This window comes from Flavobacterium sp. (assembly GCF_035760125.1).
In the GTDB taxonomy this organism is placed as follows: domain Bacteria; phylum Bacteroidota; class Bacteroidia; order Flavobacteriales; family Flavobacteriaceae; genus Flavobacterium.
The window spans coordinates 1-20289 of sequence record NZ_DASTTN010000312.1 but is presented as its reverse complement, the minus strand read 5'-3'; the positions used below and the strand labels follow the sequence as shown (position 1 = coordinate 20289).

The 20289-nt window shown below is 35.6% G+C and carries 19 protein-coding genes, 1 tRNA gene and 2 pseudogenes; 18 read left to right on the top strand and 4 right to left on the bottom strand.

The window, feature by feature from the left end; all coding sequences use genetic code 11:
• From VFS71_RS11275 to VFS71_RS11230, 10 genes and pseudogenes are all read left to right on the top strand, one after another.
• A pseudogene (locus tag VFS71_RS11275) lies at nucleotides 1-192 on the top strand (cell division protein FtsA); the annotation flags it as partial.
• A 93-nt stretch (nucleotides 193-285) separates the two neighbouring features.
• Nucleotides 286-2241: a cell division protein FtsZ gene (gene ftsZ, locus VFS71_RS11270; protein WP_326401340.1), complete on the top strand. Its 1956-nt coding sequence runs from the start codon at nucleotides 286-288 to the stop codon at nucleotides 2239-2241.
• A 332-nt stretch (nucleotides 2242-2573) separates the two neighbouring features.
• Nucleotides 2574-3023, top strand: a complete 450-nt coding sequence (locus tag VFS71_RS11265; RefSeq protein ID WP_326401338.1) for a GatB/YqeY domain-containing protein — start codon at nucleotides 2574-2576, stop codon at nucleotides 3021-3023.
• 54 nt (nucleotides 3024-3077) lie between these two features.
• A tRNA-Arg gene (locus tag VFS71_RS11260) sits at nucleotides 3078-3151 on the top strand.
• A gap of 238 nt (nucleotides 3152-3389) precedes the next feature.
• The gene (locus tag VFS71_RS11255; protein WP_326401336.1) at nucleotides 3390-3824 is read left to right on the top strand and encodes a thioredoxin family protein; all 435 of its coding nucleotides are present in this window, start codon (nucleotides 3390-3392) and stop codon (nucleotides 3822-3824) included.
• A complete protein-coding gene (locus tag VFS71_RS11250; protein ID WP_326401334.1) occupies nucleotides 3811-4758 on the top strand; it encodes an FAD:protein FMN transferase in 948 nt (315 codons plus the stop codon). The genes VFS71_RS11255 and VFS71_RS11250 overlap by 14 nt, the downstream gene beginning before the upstream one ends.
• A 26-nt stretch (nucleotides 4759-4784) precedes the next feature.
• The gene (locus VFS71_RS11245; protein ID WP_326401341.1) at nucleotides 4785-4988 is read left to right on the top strand and encodes a DUF4266 domain-containing protein; all 204 of its coding nucleotides are present in this window, start codon (nucleotides 4785-4787) and stop codon (nucleotides 4986-4988) included.
• Nucleotides 4989-5005: 17 nt separating this feature from the next.
• Nucleotides 5006-6190, top strand: coding sequence for a DUF3570 domain-containing protein (locus VFS71_RS11240; protein ID WP_326401332.1), 1185 nt, complete (start codon nucleotides 5006-5008; stop codon nucleotides 6188-6190).
• 224 nt (nucleotides 6191-6414) lie between these two features.
• The gene (locus VFS71_RS11235; RefSeq protein ID WP_326401330.1) at nucleotides 6415-7230 is read left to right on the top strand and encodes a zinc-dependent peptidase; all 816 of its coding nucleotides are present in this window, start codon (nucleotides 6415-6417) and stop codon (nucleotides 7228-7230) included.
• 448 nt (nucleotides 7231-7678) lie between these two features.
• The gene (locus VFS71_RS11230) at nucleotides 7679-8377 is read left to right on the top strand and encodes a DUF1826 domain-containing protein (protein WP_326401328.1); all 699 of its coding nucleotides are present in this window, start codon (nucleotides 7679-7681) and stop codon (nucleotides 8375-8377) included.
• A 163-nt stretch (nucleotides 8378-8540) separates the two neighbouring features.
• Here the strand turns inward: VFS71_RS11230 and VFS71_RS11225 are convergent, their stop codons facing one another.
• Nucleotides 8541-9311 carry a LexA family transcriptional regulator gene (locus tag VFS71_RS11225; protein ID WP_326401326.1) on the bottom strand — a complete coding sequence of 257 codons (771 nt, stop codon included), beginning with the start codon at nucleotides 9309-9311 and terminating at the stop codon, nucleotides 8541-8543.
• Nucleotides 9312-9398: 87 nt separating this feature from the next.
• On the opposite strand from VFS71_RS11225, the gene dinB reads away from it, so the two are divergent.
• The 7 genes and pseudogenes from dinB to VFS71_RS11195 all read left to right on the top strand — a co-directional run bounded on the left by dinB (nucleotide 9399) and on the right by VFS71_RS11195 (nucleotide 17342).
• Complete coding sequence (gene dinB / locus VFS71_RS11220; RefSeq protein ID WP_326401324.1) at nucleotides 9399-10580, top strand: DNA polymerase IV; 1182 nt, start codon at nucleotides 9399-9401, stop codon at nucleotides 10578-10580.
• Between the two features lie 19 nt (nucleotides 10581-10599).
• Nucleotides 10600-13653: a DNA polymerase III subunit alpha gene (locus tag VFS71_RS11215; RefSeq protein ID WP_326401322.1), complete on the top strand. Its 3054-nt coding sequence runs from the start codon at nucleotides 10600-10602 to the stop codon at nucleotides 13651-13653.
• Nucleotides 13654-13681: 28 nt separating this feature from the next.
• A complete protein-coding gene (locus tag VFS71_RS11210) occupies nucleotides 13682-14308 on the top strand; it encodes an alpha-ketoglutarate-dependent dioxygenase AlkB family protein (RefSeq protein WP_326401320.1) in 627 nt (208 codons plus the stop codon).
• Nucleotides 14309-14468: 160 nt separating this feature from the next.
• A complete protein-coding gene (locus VFS71_RS11205) occupies nucleotides 14469-14930 on the top strand; it encodes a DUF1810 domain-containing protein (protein ID WP_326401318.1) in 462 nt (153 codons plus the stop codon).
• A 238-nt stretch (nucleotides 14931-15168) separates the two neighbouring features.
• Nucleotides 15169-15579, top strand: a complete 411-nt coding sequence (locus tag VFS71_RS11200) for a hypothetical protein (protein WP_326401316.1) — start codon at nucleotides 15169-15171, stop codon at nucleotides 15577-15579.
• Between the two features lie 520 nt (nucleotides 15580-16099).
• Nucleotides 16100-16533, top strand: a pseudogene (locus VFS71_RS20245) (RteC domain-containing protein).
• A gap of 386 nt (nucleotides 16534-16919) precedes the next feature.
• Nucleotides 16920-17342 carry a CBS domain-containing protein gene (locus VFS71_RS11195; protein ID WP_326401315.1) on the top strand — a complete coding sequence of 141 codons (423 nt, stop codon included), beginning with the start codon at nucleotides 16920-16922 and terminating at the stop codon, nucleotides 17340-17342.
• 59 nt (nucleotides 17343-17401) lie between these two features.
• Here the strand turns inward: VFS71_RS11195 and rpe are convergent, their stop codons facing one another.
• The 3 genes from rpe to VFS71_RS11180 all read right to left on the bottom strand — a co-directional run bounded on the left by rpe (nucleotide 17402) and on the right by VFS71_RS11180 (nucleotide 19778).
• Nucleotides 17402-18067 (bottom strand): ribulose-phosphate 3-epimerase, encoded by a 666-nt coding sequence (gene rpe, locus VFS71_RS11190; protein WP_326401314.1) that lies wholly within the window; start codon nucleotides 18065-18067, stop codon nucleotides 17402-17404.
• Between the two features lie 375 nt (nucleotides 18068-18442).
• Entirely contained in the window at nucleotides 18443-19306 is an 864-nt protein-coding gene (locus VFS71_RS11185) for a sigma-70 family RNA polymerase sigma factor (RefSeq protein ID WP_007804760.1), read from the bottom strand.
• A 232-nt stretch (nucleotides 19307-19538) separates the two neighbouring features.
• Nucleotides 19539-19778 (bottom strand): hypothetical protein, encoded by a 240-nt coding sequence (locus VFS71_RS11180; protein WP_326401312.1) that lies wholly within the window; start codon nucleotides 19776-19778, stop codon nucleotides 19539-19541.
• A gap of 213 nt (nucleotides 19779-19991) precedes the next feature.
• On the opposite strand from VFS71_RS11180, the gene VFS71_RS11175 reads away from it, so the two are divergent.
• Complete coding sequence (locus VFS71_RS11175; RefSeq protein ID WP_326401311.1) at nucleotides 19992-20126, top strand: hypothetical protein; 135 nt, start codon at nucleotides 19992-19994, stop codon at nucleotides 20124-20126.
• The last annotated feature ends 163 nt before the right edge of the window (nucleotides 20127-20289 follow it).

The following is a 20289-nucleotide window of genomic DNA, read 5'->3' as shown; positions in this document are numbered from 1 at the left end:
GAAAAAGTAACTTATTATAGAGAGCCTATTGTAGAAGAAAAAGTAGAAATTAAAGAAGAGGTTTATGTACAACCTGAAAGAGTACTTCAAGTAGATCCTGTTAGAGAGGAATCTACTGAAAATAAAATAAGAAGATCGTTTTTTGATAAATATGTGGACAAGATTAAAGATTTTTTGGACAACGCAGAATAATAAATAAAGAATAAAAATGTTATCATACCTCCTTTTTGCCCCAAGCCAAGAGTAGTTAGAGATAAAGTTAATAAAAAATTAAAACCCCATATGATGCCAAGCAACACAGAATTTGGAAGTATTTCATTTGATTTACCAAAAAATCAATCAAATGTAATCAAAGTAATTGGAGTAGGTGGTGGCGGTAGTAACGCTATAAACCACATGTTTAAACAAGGGATTAAAGGCGTGGATTTCATCGTCTGTAATACCGATTCTCAAGCATTGGACAATAGTGCTGTACCCAATAAAATTCAGTTAGGGATGAATTTGACTGAGGGATTGGGCGCTGGAGCAAATCCAGATATTGGACACCAATCTGCTATAGAAAGCATCGCTGACATTGAAAAAATGTTGGATATCAATACCAAAATGGTATTTATCACTGCCGGAATGGGTGGTGGAACTGGAACAGGAGCTGCGCCAGTTATCGCTCAACTAGCCAAAGAAAGAGATATACTTACAGTAGGAATCGTGACTTTGCCATTCTTATTCGAAGGTAAAGTGCGTCAAGAACAGGCGCTTATTGGTATCGAAAAATTGCGCAAGCAAGTCGATTCTTTAATCGTTATCAATAATAATAAATTAAGAGAAGTATACGGAAATCTAGGTTTCAAAGCCGGATTCTCAAAAGCGGATGAAGTTTTGGCAACTGCCTCTAGAGGAATTGCCGAAGTAATAACACATCACTATACTCAAAATATCGATTTACGTGATGCCAAAACAGTATTGTATAATAGCGGAACTGCTATTATGGGATCTTCTGTTTCATCTGGTGAAAATAGAGCTAAGGAAGGGATTGTTGCTGCTTTAGATTCTCCACTTTTAAATGATAATAAAATCACAGGAGCCAAAAACGTATTGTTGCTTATCGTTTCTGGAACTAATGAGATTACTATAGATGAAATTGCCGAAATCAATGAGCATATTCAATACGAAGCAGGTTCTAATGCCAATATTATTATGGGAGTTGGTGAAGATGAAACTCTTGGTGATGCTATAGCTGTAACTATTATCGCTACAGGTTTTAATGTGGAACAACAAAACGAAATCGTAAATGTTGAACCAAAAAAAATAATTCACACTTTAGAAGAAGAGCAAAGAGGTGTTTTTGACTTAACAAAAAACACTGTTGCAAACTTTAATTTAAATACTGAAACACCGGTTTCAAACTCTGAAGAAAGAATCGTTTTTGATTTAATCGAAGATGCTGTAACACCTGCGGCTGTAATTGAGTCTCCAATAATTGCTTCAATCAATGAAGATGAATTAATCGGGATGACCGAATTTATCAAAAATTTGGATGTAACTTTCGAAATTGTTTCTCCTATGAAAGAGATCGATTTTATCGTTACAAATCCTGTTGTTGAGCAAGTAAGAGAAGTAAGGTCAGAGCCAATACGTTTTGAGGAAAAACAAGAGCAAACTGCTTTTTCATTCGATTTGCCATTAAGCAAACCGGAACCTGTTCAGGCTAAAGAAGAGTCAAATAATTTCTTGTTTGAATTGACAAATGAAACTCGCGAAATTAAAGTAGTACAACCTGTTCAGTTCGTTCCAGTAACTGAATTGTCTGATAACGGTATTATAAAATACTCGCTTGAAGAATACATGGAAACAGAGAATGACTTGGTAGAAAGCAAGCCTGTGGCCAAAATTGAGGAAGTAATACCGGCAGAATTGAATATCACCATGAAACAAGTTTCTGAGCCAGTAGCTGAGACGCCTGTTCTGGCAAATAATTCTCCAGTAGACATGACAATCGAAGAAACACTTAGATTCAGAGCAGAAGAAAGAAGAAGAAAACTTAAAGATTTCAATTATAAGTTCCATGATAATGTATCAAGAGTGGATGAACTAGAAAGGGAACCAGCTTACAAAAGATTTGGTATCGATCTTAGTAGTTCACAAACTAATAATTCTACTTCAAGAATATCAGTAGGAACAGATAGTAATAATGACTTACAGTTGCGTTCAAACAACTCCTATTTACATGACAATGTAGACTAACTAACTCAAACCATTTTGAGATAGCCCGAAAATTAAATAAAATTTTCGGGTTATTTTTTTGAGTATAAAGCATAAAACTAGAAGTTGTTAATGCGAGTTAAATTTTCTAAATTTGTCGGGCCTTATCCAGCTGTACATTACAAGCTTTTTGTCGTAACTATTTTTTTCTAAGAACAAGAAAGAGCTTCTTTTAGTCGCTTTTCTGGTTCAAGAAAAAATATAGTTTCTCTCAAAAAGGTTTTTCATTTCCATCTGGGGCACTCACAGAGATTCGTTTTCAAAGAGACAATCTGAAATTTAAAATTTTAAATCTAAAATCTAAAATACAGAATATGAGTTTATCAATTCAAATCATGGACGAAATAAAAACTGCCATGAGAGCCAAAGATACAGTAGCATTAGAAGCCTTGAGAGCTATAAAATCAGAGCTTTTATTAGCACAGACTGCATCAGGTTCAAAAGAAGAAATATCGGCTGATGATGAGATTAAATTACTTCAAAGATTAGTTAAAACCCGTAAGGAAAGCGCCAGAATATTTACAGAGCAAAATCGTATGGATTTAGCTGAACCAGAATTGGCACAAATTGCGGTAATCGAAAAATTCTTACCTGCTCAATTAAGCGAAGCTGAAGTGGAAGCAGTGATTGCAAAAATCATTGCCGAAACAGGAGCGTCTGGAATTGCTTCAATGGGTAAAGTAATGGGATTGGCTTCTGCTCAATTGGGCGGTACTGCCGAGGGAAAAACCATTTCTACAATCGTAAAGAAATTATTGACTTAAATTAAATAGATTTCTGTTTTTAAATTCTAAAATCAGAAATCTAAAATTTATACTGACCGCGTAGTTCAACTGGATAGAATATCAGATTTCGGCTCTGAGGGTTGGGGGTTCGAACCCCTCCGCGGTCACAAACTCAAATTATAGTAGGCGTGAAGATTACACAAATAATGTGTAACCTTCATGTCTTTTTTTTGGGGTATAAACTTGAAAAGCTCGAAAAAGTTCTAATTGTAGATATAAGTCCTTTTAATTGAAGCTGTTAAAATTGAGCTTCGTTAAAGAATTAAATAAATCTTAAGGAAAGCAATAATAATAAAACGATTTTAAATTAGTTCCTTTATCAGTATCTAAAAAAGAAAACATAAAATGAAACTCATTACATTATTTTTCCTATTAACTATATTTTCAATTAATTGGGAATCAGATTTTAATAATGCAAAGAAAATTGCAAATGAAAAGCATCAACTAATTTTATTAAACTTTTCTGGATCAGATTGGTGTGGTCCTTGTATTTTATTGCGCAGAGATTATCTTGAAAGTAAAGTATTCACTGATATGGCAAATGAAAATTTGGTATTGGTTAATGCTGATTTTCCTAGAAAGAAAAAAAACATCGGTACAGCTGAGCAGGTTAAACGTAATGAAGATTTAGCTGAAATTTATAATAAAGAAGGGAGTTTTCCTCTTACCCTAATTTTAGATGCTAATGGTAAAGTATTGAAAACATGGCATGGAAAGCCCGAAACAACTCCTGAAGAATGGACTGCAGAAATAAAAGCAATCTGTGATGGTAAAAAATAGCATTCTCAAAGCACAAAAATATTCACAATCCCTAAAACTTATGGGGAATAATTTTATAATTACTGTTGTAGCTGAAAATGAGAATTCAGGAAATAAAAATATTAATCTTGCAATAGAAGAAATCAGGAGAATTGAAAAACTCTTGACAACTTATAAAAATGATAGTCAGACCAATTTAATTAATGAAAATGCAGGTATTGAACCTGTAAAGGTTGATTCTGAAGTTTTTAATCTCATAGAAAGATGTATAGGTATTTCTAGAATTACACAAGGAGCATTTGATATTTCCTATGGAAGTATAGACAAAAGTCTTTGGAATTTTGATAAATCAATGACTAAACTTCCAGATGCCCATACGGCATCAAAAATGGTTCATCTTATTAATTATAGAAATATAATTCTTGACAAAGAAAATTGTACTGTTTTTCTAAAGGAAAAAGGAATGCGAATTGGTTTTGGTGGAATTGGAAAAGGTTATGCTGCCGAAATGGCAAAAAAAATTCTGATAGAAAATAACGTTACGAGTGGAATTATTAATGCGAGTGGCGATCTTTCAGCATGGGGATTACAGCCAAATGGAAAAAAGTGGACCATCGGTGTAGCTGACCCTGACTCTCCAAATGCAGCATTTTCATATATGGAAATATCCAATAAAGCAGTCGCTACTTCAGGAAATTATGAAAAGTTTGTTACTATTAATGGGAAAAAATATTCGCATACCATTGATCCTAAAACAGGATTACCTATTACTGGAATTAAAAGTGTGACCATTATTGCTTCTAATGCTGAATTTGCTGATGCAATGGCCACTCCAATTGCTGTTATGGGTATTAAAGCAGGTTTGTTTTTAATAGATCAAATACCTGATTTATATTGCATTATTATTGATGACAACAATAAAATTTACACTTCTAAAAATATTAACCTGAAATGAAAAAGGCAAAACTAACTGCACTTGTGATGTTATGGGGCATTGCTTTGCTGTGCAATCTCCTCTCTTCCTGTTCTTCAGTGAAAGAATATCAAAAAGGAAAAATAAATGATTCTGAAATGGTGCTTTCCAATCGTAAAATTGAAAAGACAGAACTCAGTTTTCAATCCTACCGAGAAGGAGCTTCCGGAGCAAATGCAGGAAAAAGTGGCGGTGGATGCGGCTGTAATTAATTTTTATAAAAAATTAAATGAAAAGAATATTTATCACAGGATTTGCCCTGATGGGTCTATTCCAATTAAGAGCACAAATTAATTCTACAGATTCTACGAATTATAAAAGTAAAAAACTAAAAGTCGAAGAGGTAAATTTAGTTTCCAGTTATTATAACCAAAACGGAGATAATTCTGCAGTTACGGGAGGAATTGGCTCTGAACATCTTTCTGATATAGCAAACACAATTGATGTTAAATTGATAAAATATGGTGAAACAGGAATCAAACATACATTTGATGTTGAAGCAGGTATTGATTACTATACATCGGCATCATCGGATCAAATTGATTTGAGTGTCAATTCTTCTGCTTCTTCCTCAGATATTCGTTTTTATCCGTCTTTGAGTTATTCTAGAGAAAATGAAGAGAAAGGAACTACTTTTGGTGCTGGAGTTTCATCTTCATCAGAATTTGATTACCAATCGTTTGGTGGTAATATTGGTTTTTCACAAAAGACAAAAAATAAAAATGGAGAATTTACGGCTAAATTTCAAACGTTTATTGATCAACTAAAACTAATTGAACCCATTGAGCTTCGGCCTCCTGGACATGAAGGGTATGATAGTGCAAACAGAAATACTTTTGCAGGAACCCTTAGTTATTCTCAGGTAATTAACCAGAGATTGCAAATAATGTTAGTAGGGGATGTTATCGGTCAAAGCGGATATTTAAGTTTGCCTTTTCATAGAGTTTATTTTGCAGATGGGTCTGTGCATCAAGAAAAAATGCCTGACACAAGACTCAAAATTCCACTGGGTATTAGAGCTAGTTATTTTTTTGGTGATAACATAATTATACGAGCTTATTATAGATATTATTCTGATGACTGGAGTTTAAAAGCACATACAGCGGATATTGAAATTCCTGTAAAATTATCTCCGGCATTTTCATTAAGTCCATTCTATAGATATTATACTCAAACTGGAACAAAATATTTCAAACCTTATGGAGAACATACTGCTGCAGATGAATTTTATACCAGTAATTATGATTTGTCAAAATTTGAAAGTAGTTTTTTTGGAATGGGTATGAAATTGACACCATTTAACGGAGTTTTTGGACTTAAACATTTTAACACATTAGAAATTCGTTATGGCCATTACACAAGAACAACTAACTTGGTTTCTGATATCATTAGTTTAAATATTAAGTATAAATAGAAGTTGATTTTTTGTTTATAAGGTTTGTAAGATTGAGTAAGATATTAACCACCTTATTTATCTTTAGACATTATTTTTATAATATGTTAATTTTCCTTGTTTCTTCAATAAAAGAGTGAATTTTCTGTTTTAGGATTGCAGTAAAAGCAAAATCGTAAATGAATTTTATGATTTTGCTTTTTTTTATTTATATTTAGACCTAACCCAAGCTCCCAAATCTGTTTATGGATAACATCACACTAATAGTTTTTACTTTTAGCCTTACTTTTTTTGTAGTAGTTGCTCTATTGATTGTTTTTTTTAGGTCTTTGGAATACTATTTTGGTTTGGTATTTGGAAGACCTCTTTTTGTTCACTTTTGTCCTTTTCCGAAAAAAGTTACGCCCAATGCACTCCATTTTTTAAACACACAATTCCCTTTTTATGTTCGTTTATCAGATAAAAACAAAGTGTATTTCGAGCATAGAGTAGCCTGTTTTTTGGATAAATACGAATTTGTCAGTCGAGAGAATTTTGTGATCACCGAAGAGGTAAAAGTTCATGTAGCTGCCACATTTGTTATGTTGTCTTTTGGTATGCGGGAATATCTTTGCGATGTTTTTGATACAATAATCATTTACCCGTCAATCTATTTTTCTAGGATTACGAAGCAATATCATAAAGGAGAATTTAATCCCAACACAAAAACAGTTGTCTTCTCTTGGGAAGATTTTCAAAAGGGATTTGATATTTCTTCTGATAATTTAAATCTTGGAATCCATGAATTTGCCCACGTTTTGCACTACCATGGATCTCAAAGTATTGATAGTGGCTCAGTACTTTTTTCCAGAATGTATGCTATTATTAATGAAGAAGTGAATGAAACTGTATTCAGGGAGCAATTAGTAGAATCCAATTATTTTAGGGTTTATGCATTTACCAACCAGTTTGAATTTCTGGCTGTGATTTTAGAGAACTATTTTGAAACGCCTTTGGAGTTCAAAACGCGTTTTCCAGATCTGTATGAAAAAGTGGGATTGATGCTGAATCAAAAGGCTTAGTTGTTTTTAGTTTCTTGATAAAGAGTTTGACTTCAACTGACCGCCAACGTTCTGGTACTACAGTGGGTTTGGTACTAAATTAAGTCTTATTTTCGGATTAATCAAATTCTTACAAATACAAGTCAATTTTTAAATTAAATCAATTGCCCAGATCCGTTGTAGTAGCTGTTATAGCGGTGCTTATTACCCCAAATGTCTTTTTAAAACATTTCGTTCTGAATAAGCTTCTTCCCGCTCCATGAAGTGTTCGCCTCTACGCTACGCAAATGTCTCATGACTTTGCGTTTTTTTAAAAGTGCTTCAAAACCGTAAAAACGATAAAAGCCTCCCGACTTTTCCAGTGAATATTTTAAGAATGTTCCCTGTCTTGTCCTGAAAAATTAGTCCGATGGCGCGGAATTGCATAATTTTGTAATGCATTAAGTAACTAGCTTCTTGATATCATACTATGAGCAATACATTTTCTGACAGCGGCCAAATTGGAATGGTATCCACTTTTTCTGAACTTGTAAATACGAATTTTAAGGGAGAAATGAATGCCCTATGCTGGTACAGAAATTTGGAAGGCGATTTTAAAGAGATTGTAGATAAACTTCAAATAAAAGAAAACATAACGGTAGTTTATCCTAAAGATTTATTATCACTCCAACTATCGGAAAAGGGGAATAGAGCAAGGGAAATTATCTTAAATGATTTACGATTATTAGCAGATTTCGGAGCTTCCCCCTCTCTTAATTTACTTAAATGTTACGAACGAGATGATGAATTTGATTTCATATCCACTGATGTGTATTCGTATCATGTTGATCGTTCTCCCATTGCAACGGATACTTTTTTATGTACCTATCATGGAGCGGCAAGTGATATTATTTCTAATGAACAAGCGGAACAAAAAATTCTAATTCCTGAAATTCGAAAAAAACTTAAAGAGCTACATAACGGCCCATCGGAGGAATTTGAAAATTTTCTGAAGGAAAATTATTTCGATTTGCATTATCAGGCGCAACCCCATGTAGTGCCTATTAATTTAGGATTAGGACATCTTTGGCGCCTGGCGGTGGATCATCCAAAACAACAGGTGCTGCCTTGTATTCACAGAGCACCAATAGAAAATGAAGGAGAATATCGTTTGTTGTTGATTTGCTAAAAAAAAACTGCTGGTAAAAACAATAGATTTGATGATTTTTTGCGCAAAAATATTGTAGACTTGATTTTTTTGTTACTTTTTTCATCAAGGAAAAAAATAAAAACCTCCTTCATAAATAAAAACTCGTAACCAACCTACAAACGAAACAAAATCCCTCTCAAATCTATTTCTTGATACTTTCTTTTACTTCAGAAATCTCCCGCTTTAATTCCAAAAACATTTCTTCCACACTAACAGGATCAGAAGCCTTAGACTTCATATCACTTCGCCCAATACTGCATTCATACTCCCAAATCTCCAATATATCAGAGGCCTTAACTTCATAGTTTGGATAAAACCGATTGTCGGATTCCAGAACCAATGCATTCTTTTTGTTTTTATTAAGGCGCTTATAAACCATCCCCTCACTTTTAGTGATGAATATGTAGGTCTTACCATCCAGTACCTCACCCAGTGATTCTACGTAACGGCCAATTATGATAGAACCATCCTCATGGGGGGGCATGGAATCACCCTCCACCGGAAATCCCCTGTGCTTGCCAGTACCTAAAAAAGGTAATGAAATTTGTTGCAGGCTTTCAATATATTCGGGATCTGCATAACCGTTTAAATAACCGGCCTTCACTTTTTGAGTAACAACTTCAATAAAATTCTCCCCCTCCTTATCTACCATAATGGGAAGCACCAATCGATTATTTTCCAATTTTAGTAAATCTTGAGTGTCAATTTTACGTACATCCACCGACAACAATAAATCAATACTAATATGGTAATAATGCGCTATTTTCTTTAAAATATCATAGGGAGCCTCGGATGTACCATCTTCATACTTAACATACCTGCCCCTTGTAATGCAAAGGTTCTCGGCAAGTTTCTCCTGCGATATCTTGTGCTTTACCCGAAGGGTTCGGATGTTGTCTGAAAATAAGGACATAATTATTTTGTTACAATTTGTAACAGCAAATATATTAAAAAATGTTATAAACTGTGCTAATTTTGTTCTTTACAAAAACAAAGGAAAATGATACGGGCAATTGTACACATGGATTTGGATACCTTTTTCGTATCCTGCGAAAGATTGGAAAACACTCAATTGGAAGGGATTCCTCTAATTATTGGTGGTGGCGATAGGGGGGTGGTAGCCTCCTGCTCCTATGAGGCACGCCGTTTTGGGGTTCGATCTGCTATGCCCATTAATATGGCTATGAGACTTTGCCCACAAGCTAGGATTGTCAAAGGAGATATGGAATTGTATTCCAAATTATCCCATGATGTCACACAGGTAATTCAGGAAAAAGCCCCCATAATGGAAAAAGCCAGCATTGATGAGTTCTATCTCGATATCACCGGTATGGATCGCTTTCATGGCAGTTACAAATGGACAAACGAACTGGCACAATCCGTAATTAAAGAAACTGGATTACCCATTAGTTTTGCTTTGTCTGTCAATAAAACAGTTTCCAAAATAGCCACTGGCGAAGGCAAACCCAGAGGAAATCTGGAGATTCCCGAGAATAATGTGCAGGCTTTTTTAAACCCTTTATCCATCCAAAAAATACCCATGGTTGGCAATGTAACTTTTCAGCTTTTGTCCCGCATCGGGATTCGCACCATACAGACACTTTCCGAAATGCCAGCCGAAGTCCTCCAACGCATGATTGGCAAAAATGGTTTGGATATATGGAAAAAAGCCAACGGCATTGACAATAGTCCGGTAGAACCCTATACTGAACGAAAATCCATTTCCACCGAGCATACTTTTTCCCAAGATACTATTGACATTGCTAAACTCAAATCGGTGCTGATGGGCATGGTGGAAAAACTGGCCTTTCAACTCCGTTCAGAGCAGTGGCTAACCTCAATGATAGTGGTTAAAATACGCTATGCCAATTTTGACACCGAAACCAAACAATGCAAAATAGCCTATACCTCAGCAGACCATATTCTAACCAGAAACGTAATCGATCTCTTCGATAAACTCTATCAACGACGAATGCGGTTGCGATTAATAGGCATCCGCTTTAGCGGATTGGTTCGAGGTACCTATCAAATCAATCTTTTTGAAGACACCCAGGAAATGTTATCCCTATACGCCGCCATGGACAAAATGAAGAGCCGCTATGGCTTTGATGCCGTGATGCGTTGCGCTGGAGCATCCTTTAAACCCAACACCAAAGATGAAATTTTAAAACGTAAACCCTAAACCACAACTATCAACCATCATGTACCTCAACTGTCACTCTTTTCATTCCTTACGCTATGGCACCATTCCCCTTGAGGAACTCATGGGGCAGGCTGTCACTTGTGGGGTGAAAACAATGGCACTTACGGATATCAATACCGTAACCGGAATTTATGATTTTATAAAAGGATGTGATGCTGTGGGTATTAAACCGATTGTCGGCATTGAGTTTCGTTGTGGGTATCAATTTCGGTATATCGGCTTGGCAAAGAACGTCAGTGGACTTGCCGAGATGAACCGTTTTTTAACTGCTCATAATTTTAGTGGGGAATCCCTGCCGGTTTGCGCTCCCGAATTCGATAATGTCTTTATAGTGTATTCCTTAGAACAGGCTCCCACAACACTTCGGGAAAACGAGTTTATTGGAATTCGACCCGAAGAACTCTCCAAGCTATTTCTCTTGGAATGGCAAAGTAAAATTCCCAAAATGGTCATCCTCCAGCCCGTAACCTTTCGAACAAAAAGGGAATTCAACCTCCATAAAATCCTGCGTGCCATAGATACCAACAGCATTCTGTCCAAACTTACTTCTTCCAACTATTGCAAAACCTCGGAAGTGATGTTGCCTTTAGAATCCCTTTTAGTTGCCTATGAGGAATACCCAGAAATTATTTCCAATACGCAAACTGTAATGGATTTATGCGATTTTAAATTTGAATTCAATACCCCCAGAAATAAAAAGTTTTATACTGCCAATCGAGAAAGTGATCTGGCCCTGTTAACCACACTAGCCTATCAGGGGCTTTCATGGCGTTACGGCAAAGACAATACTTTGGCCAAAGCACGTGTGGAAAAAGAACTAAAAGTAATTGACCAGCTCCAGTTCAGCGGTTATTTTTTAATCACTTGGGATATTATTCGCTACAGCAACAGCCGTGGATTTATGCACATCGGTCGTGGTAGTGGTGCCAACAGCATAATTGCCTACTGCTTGGGGATTACGGATATTTGTCCCCTGGAACTTGATTTGTATTTTGAACGCTTTTTGAATCTGAATCGCAAGAGCCCGCCCGATTTTGATATCGATTGGAGTTGGAAAGAACGCGATGCAATTTTAGAATACATTTTTAACCGCTATGGAGCAGACCATGTGGCCTTTTGTGGCACCAATGTGGAATTCAAATACCGTTCTATCTTTCGGGAAGTGGGCAAAGTCTTTGGATTACCCAAAGAAGAATTGGACCGACTCGCTAAAAATCCCATGAAGTTGCATGACAGTAACAGCATAGTGAAATTGGTGCAGGAATATGGCATGCTACTCGAGAGATACCCAAACCAGCGCAGTATGCATTCCTGTGGGATCATTATCTCCGAAGAACCCATTACCAATTACACTCCATTGGAAATGCCTCCCAAGGGATTTCCGATTGTACTTTTTGACATGCACATTGCTGAAGACATTGGCTTCGAAAAATTTGATATTTTGAGTCAACGCGGTATCGGACATATTGATGATAGCGTGAAACTCATAGAGAAAAACAGGGGAATCCGAGTGGATATTCGCGACACTTCCCTCTCTAAAGATGAAGCTGTAGCTAACAGCTATTTGGCACAAGGCAAAACCATTGGTTGCTTTTATATTGAAAGCCCAGCCATGCGGGGTTTATTGCGTCGTCTGAAATGCGATAATTATAAAATACTGGTAGCTGCCTCCTCCATTATCCGTCCAGGAGTGGCACAATCTGGTATGATGAAAGAGTATATCTTTCGTCATAATCATCCCGACCGGTTCGAATACTTTCACGAGGTGTTTAAAGAACAGCTTGGGGAAACCTATGGTATTATGGTTTATCAGGAAGATGTCATTAAAATAGCCCTCCATTATGGTGGCCTTCCCGCAGCAGATGGAGACATCTTGCGTCGAGCCATGAGTGGCAAAGGACGCTCGAAAGAAGCACTTCAAAAAGTAAAGGACAATTTCTTTGCTTGCTGTACACAAAAAGGACATCCCCTAGCCCTTAGCGAGGAAATCTACCGACAAATTGAATCCTTTGCAGGCTATTCGTTCTGTAAAGCCCATTCTGCTTCCTATGCTGTGGAAAGCTATCAAAGCTTGTATCTTAAGGTCTACTACCCAATAGAATTTATGGTAGCCGTAATCAACAATCAGGGTGGATTTTACAGAACCGAAGTCTATGTGCATGAAGCGCGCATGGCTGGAGCAACCATCCATAACCCTTGCGTAAACAAAAGTGAATATGAAACAAACCTCTATGGTTCCGAAGTCTATTTGGGGTTTATGCACCTGCAAAGTCTGGAATCCAAAATGGCATATTTCATAGTCTCGGATCGCAACAGGAATGGTGACTTTCAATCGTTGGAAGATTTCATCAACCGCATCCCGATGGGTATTGAAGGCATTAAAATTTTGATTTTCATTGGAGCTTTTCGCTTTACCGGCAAATCTAAAAACCAGTTGTTGGTCATTGCCAGTTTGCTCTTAAATAATTATAAACCTGAAAACAGAAACTTACTGTTGATACAGGAACCCGTTAAGGAATACAAGCTCCCAACACTAGAGCGTTCTTTGTTTGAAGACGCTTTTGACGAAATTGAACTACTGAGTTTTCCGGTATCCTGCAGCCCTTTTGACCTATTGCAAACTAAGAACCGTGGAGATATTATGGCCAAAGACCTGCTCAACTGCCATAAAAAACAAGTACGCATGCTGGCCTATCTCATCTCCCGTAAACAGGTACCCACCAAGAGAGGGACTATGTATTTTGGTACTTGGATTGATCATGAGGGTTCCTATTTTGATACGGCTCATTTTCCCGACTCTTTGGCTCAATATCCCTTTCAGGGAGGTGGCTGTTACCTGCTCTTGGGTACTGTAGAGGTGGATTTCCATTTTCCAACCATTACCATAATCAAAATGGCCAAGATGCCTTTTGTCCCCGACCCAAGGTATATGGATTCTAAAGATCAGTTCAAAACACAAAACCAAATCAGGGAAGATGTCAGCAGTACCCATCGCGCTCCTTATCCACAGGAACATGAGATTAATATCCCTAGACATAGAATGATACACTAACTATTGACCCTTTAAATAAAAACAAATTATGACACTATTTAACGATACCGAATTATTTACTGTAGGATCTGAGGGCAAAAAAATATTTGATCTACCTGACAGTGAACTTATTTTGATTGATAATTTCTTTAACAAAGAAGAATCCGATCATTATTATGAAATGCTGCTTCACCAAACAAAATGGCAGGAATATGAAATGGAAATGTTTAATAAAACTGTTACTGCTCCAAGAATGATTGCCTGGTACCAAGACAAAGAAAGTAATGGAACTAGTGAAAATTCACCGCCATGGACACCCGAATTACTGGCTATCCGCAAAAGGGTCGAGAACGAAGTGGCAGTTGATTTTAATGCTGTACTGCTCAATTTGTATCGAAACGGGAAAGATGGCGTAGCTTGGCACAGCGATAAAGAACACAATACGGGACAAAATCCAATTATTGCCTCAGTTACTTTTGGAGAAACCAGAATGTTCAGACTGCGCCATAAGTGTCGAAAAGACATTCCACTGGTAGAAATCCCTTTGCACCATGGATCTTTTTTATTGATGGCGGGAACAACCAATAGCTTTTGGCAGCATCAGGTGCCCAAAACTGCCCGTGATGTTTTACCAAGAATCAACTTAACTTTTAGAAGAGTCTATCGAAAAGGATGATTTTCTGATTTTTGATTTAAAGCACCAACATTACCTTATTTTTTTGGAGTACAGAAGAAAATTTATTGCTGAAATTTTTAAATAATTACCGTCTAACCCTTTTATCAAACAGCACTTTTTTTCGCTAATTTTACAACCCTATTTTTAATAAAATACCACAATGGCTTACCGTAACAATGATTTAACGCGTTTTTTAGAGGCACAAAACAAAATGTATCTTACTGCTTTTTCTGAAATTGAAAAAGGCAAAAAAGAGACCCATTGGATGTGGTTCATCTTTCCTCAGATAAAAGGTTTGGGACACAGTGATACAGCCAATTATTATGCGATTGCCAACCTAAAAGAAGCCGAAGAATTTCTTGAGCACCCCATATTGGGCAAACATCTTATAGAAATTACAACACTGCTGTTAAGTTTGAGTCATAAATCTGCAGAAACAATATTTGGAGACTTAGATGCACGTAAATTGTGTTCTTCCATGACCCTTTTTGCCAAAACAAAAAATACAAATCCTGTATTTCAAGAAGCATTGGATACTTATTTCTTAGGTCAGTTTGATCCCCTTACTTTATCCATTATTAATTCAACTTCACATAAACCTATTGATTCAAAAGCCAAATAGTAATTTAAAAAAGCATTACAGATATCTTATTTGAATTGAATTAAAAAAAGTAATAAATCATTCCTTGCCAAAGAATCTGCATGTAAACCTGCCGCCATTGTATAAATTATTTTCATCAAGTAAAATGCTGATTTTGAAAATCTTAATTTTTAATTTTAATTATTTAACATCTTGCACAAGCAACCATTACAACGCTTGGGCATCTTCATATAAATTAACACTTAAATAATTATTTTAAATGAAAAACTTTAGATTAAAATCAATTTTGGCAATAGTACTTTTAACAACTGTATTTGTTTCATGCAACAATGATGACGATGAACAAGTAAACACTTCAAAAACAAAAGTTGCATTGGTAACTAAAATAGAAGGGCCGACAACAGGAAAGGTAAACGTTGAACTTAGTTATGTTATAACTTATATTGTGGACAACGCTTGCGCAGAATTCGTTAATATCACTGAGACAACAATCGATAAAGAAATAGGATATCAGGTGGAAGTAAAATACCCAGCAGAGGTATGCACCCAGCAGGTGCCAGATCCTAAAAAGACTCTTTTAAAATTCACCCCAACTGTAAAAGGAACTTTTGAACTTAAATTCAAAAAATCTGAAACTGAATTCGTGACTCAAAAAGTAGTGATAGAGTAACACTTTTCAACTACTACTTTTAGACTGTAAAAACCATTTTACAAATGTTTACTTTTAAACTGCCGTAAAATGGTTTTTTCATTACTTGTTTTTTTCATACACAAAAAAAATGCCCTAAAATCAGTCCTCTAATGTTCCAATAAAATCAATCATATCAAGTTTAATGAGTTTCCAATGTCTACACACTCAGTAAAGTCTCATGACTTTGATTTTTTTTTAATCATTACCACTATGCAATTCGGGAATATCACTATTCAATTCGGGATTCACACACCACAGTATTTGCAACCCAAATATCCATTAAATAGATTTGCCTCCCAATTCATTTATTGAATCAGTCCAACTGTAAATCTAAAATAGTGTTAATGAAATTGTTTGCTGAATCGCTGATGTCTGAACTGGAACATTAATTAAAACTAATTCATCTAGACACAGAAAACCCGATACAATCTGCCGAACAGGCAATAAAAAGTATCGTTGTTATCTTAGAGAAACTCAAATCCTTTTTCTTAAATAGAAGTTGCTAAACAAGAAGGAGGAAATTGAATTCTTTCGCGATATCAAGCCAAAGTTTACTGGCAGGCTGATATACTACAACGAAATCTATAATATAGAGAGCAACAAACCATTGGCTCTAAAAAAACAATCCGCAAATATTATAAAGCAGAACTTCGTAAATTAAAATTCTACTTCGAAAATAATCAGGAATTTTATAGGTACTGCCGTACCGCTAACAATTGCCACGATGATAAATATTTCAGACGGGCTAAATATGATCTTAAACTGGTCGTAGACAGTTCTTCTTTTCAGACAGACCATCGTTTCACAACCACCCATAATTATAAAGTGGCACAAATACTAGCCAATAATAAAATAAAGGTTTTTCTGGAAGAGCAAATTGAAAAATTGAAAAGAGGGGGTACTAAATTCCCTATTCCTAAATTACAAAAATGAACAGGGTCCAAAGTAGAATTGATCGAATTGATTTATGCATTGCATTCAGAAAATGTTTTTAGCATGTTTTACGTTGTATAATCGGATAGGATGCAAAAGCCAAATGGGCTGTCACTCTTCTCAAGAACAATTAGACATGTTTAATAAGTTGTTCAATAGATAATATATAATTTCAATAAATTGGTATTATATATTTTTTAGGAAAGGAATACAGGAGCTTTAAGTGTGTTAAAGTCAATTCGATAGATTGTGTACGGGAATAGTGAGTTTGATGTCGAATATGAAGTATTAATATCCTAAAATAGTTTTAATGAACAACTGATAAACATCATATTTTGGATTAATTTTCTATTTTAAATTTACTTATAATTTAAAATTAGGGTGTTATGAGACAGCAGGTTCCCGTGTCAACAATTATGACCAAAAATATAATTAAATTGACTATTTCAGATGATTTAACAAAAGCTGAATCGCTCTTTAAGCATTACAAAATCAGACATATTCCTGTAGTGAATGGAGCAACCATAATTGGAATGCTGAGTTATACCGATTTGTTGCGTATTTCTTTTGCAGATGCAATAGATGATGATGAAGAGGTTGTGGATACAACCGTTTATAATATGTTTACAGTAGAGCAGGTTATGGCCAAAAAGTTAATTACCATTACGCCAGATACAACCATTAAAGAAGCTGCCCAAATATTGGCTACCAAAGAATTTCATGCCTTGCCGGTTTGTCAAGACCATTTGTTGGTTGGGATAATAACCACCACCGATTTGATAAAGTATTTAATTGATCAGTACAAATAAGTGTTTACTAAAGAAGAAAGTCCCAATGTCTCTTTATGAGTATTGGGACTTTTGAATTTTTATACTGTTGTCAATTGCTTTAAATCAGCTACGGTTTGGATAGGGTCTTCAGCTTTAAATACAAAGCTTCCGGCAACAAGTACATCCGCTCCAGCTTCAACCAATTGTAAAGCATTTTTATTGGTAACGCCACCATCAATTTCTATAAGAGTTGATGCTCCTTTTCTGGTAATCAAATCTTTTAGTTTTTTTACTTTAACATAAGTATTTTCTATAAACGACTGTCCGCCAAAACCAGGATTCACACCCATGATACAAACCATATCAATATCATTGATTACATCTTCCAATAAATCAACACTCGTGTGCGGGTTTAGTGCCACTCCAGCTTTCATTCCTTGAGCTTTGATGGCTTGTAGGGTTCTGTGTAGGTGAGTGCAGGCTTCGTAATGTACAGTTAAAATGTCGGCACCAAGATCTTTGAATGTTTTAATGTATTGGTCTGGGTTGACAATCATCAAATGTACGTCAACTGTTTTTTTAGTGTGTCTTGTGATTGCTTCAAGAACCGGCATCCCAAAAGAGATATTCGGAACAAAAACGCCATCCATGATGTCAATGTGAAACCAGTCAGCTTGACTGTTGTTAATCATTTCGATATCACGTTGCAAATTAGCAAAATCGGCAGCTAGAACTGAAGGGGCAATTAGTGTGTTTTTACTCATTATTGTTTTTTGTTGCGTAGAGACATACTGCTGTGCGTCTTAACAAATTTGTAGTTTTTTGCAAAATTAGTTTTTTTTAGCGCAAAGGCGCAAAGATTTTTTCAAATTCGCAAAGATTAACGATTTTTTGGGTTTCTGTGAGCTACAAGAAAGGAAATTGTAGGAAGTCTTAATGGGGTAAAAAATAAAACTCCGGAAACCCGAGAACGGAGTTCGAACTGACCGGGGTTTTATTGATAAAAATAAAACTCCGGTAATCAGCCGGAGTTTCAATCATCAATCAAAAAACGAACAGTTAATCAGACTGTTGTTCACGTTCTATTAAAATAGTTAAAATTATCTTTTTAAAAATTTTAATTTGGGGATATTTTTATATTAACCTAAATACGTTTTCAAAATTTTACTTCTTGAAGTATGTTTCAATCTACGGATTGCTTTTTCCTTGATTTGACGTACACGTTCGCGAGTCAGGTCAAAAGTTTCACCAATTTCTTCCAATGTCATTGGGTGTTGGTCACCAAGACCAAAGTACAAACGTACAACATCTGCCTCTCTTGGAGTCAATGTTTCTAGTGAACGTTCGATTTCAGTACGCAATGATTCATGGATTAACTCTCTGTCTGGATTTGGTGATTCACCAGAACGCAATACATCATAAAGGTTAGAATCCTCTCCTTCTACAAGAGGGGCGTCCATAGATAAGTGACGACCAGAGTTTTTCATAGACTCTTTTACGTCATTTACGGTCATGTCCAGTTCTTTTGCAATTTCCTCAGCAGATGGTGGACGCTCATTAGATTGCTCCAATAATGCGTACATTTTGTTGATTTTATTGATAGAACCAATTTTGTTCAATGGTAAACGAACGATACGAGATTGTTCGGCTAAAGCTTGAAGTATCGATTGACGAATCCACCATACAGCATATGAAATGAATTTAAATCCACGAGTTTCGTCAAAACGTTGTGCTGCTTTTATTAAACCAAGATTACCTTCATTGATTAAGTCAGGAAGGGTAAGACCTTGATTTTGGTATTGTTTGGCTACCGAAACTACGAAACGTAAATTGGCTTTTGTTAATTTCTCAAGGGCTCTTTGATCCCCGGCTTTAATTCTTTGAGCTAATTCTACCTCTTCGTCAGCGGTAATAAGGTCAACTTTTCCAATTTCTTGTAAATATTTGTCTAATGAAGCGGTTTCACGATTGGTAACCTGCTTGGTAATTTTAAGTTGTCTCATGTTTTTGTCTCCTCAATTTTTTTAAGTGTACAAGTGATTATACGTATGGGGTTCCAAAAAAGTTACAATAGTTGGATTCTTTTTTTTAATTAAAATAAAAATACCTGCCCCAAAAAGATTGAGACAGGTAAATCTAACTAATTTAATTGTTAATTGGAGGGTTAGTTAATACAATTAGTTAATACAAGAAATAGTGCTAAATGGCATAGACTATTTTTTATTCACATGGGTTTTATTCCATTCCTTCTAAATTAATGATTCTATCAAATATTTGCTTTAAAAATAAAATCATAAAAAAGACTCCCACTGCTAGGATCAAGTGATCAGTAGTAAGCAGTAATGGATCATCTAGTATGTCATATAAGCTCGGAATAATGAGACATAATGACCCCAAAAGTCCAATCCAAGGATTGATTTTGTTAAAAATAGTTTTGAATTGCATATATGTTTGGTTATTAAGTTCTAGTCTCATAGGTATTCATTTTTGTTTTTTTGATGCAGTAATTTTCTTTTTGGTGCAGTAAATTTAAAGAGCAAAGCATTATTTTTTTAGAGAAATGTCATGAATACGTTTTTTGGTGTCATGAAAGGAGAGCTTAAGTATATAAATCTCAACTCTGGAGTGATCCAAGTATGTTATTGGGTTATTAATAGTTTAATTATAGGAAGTTTAAGGAGCGAAAGAATGGGCTTTATTAGGGAGGATGGATTCCTGCTGTCCGCTATATTCCATCCTGGAGAAAAAACGGGATGGGATGCCGCTTCCATCAGGGCTAAAGAGCCGGCATATTCAATTTTTGGAAAAAATGCCCAACATTAGGCAGAAAGAAAAAAAGATTCTGTGGAAGAAGTTTGGGATATATAAAAAAGTAGTTGTTATGATATAATGTTCATTTTCTTGATAAAATCTTTATAGGTATCGCTAAGGTTTATTTTGTGGTTTCCTTTAAGGATGATTAGATTATCAGCCAGAATGATTTCTT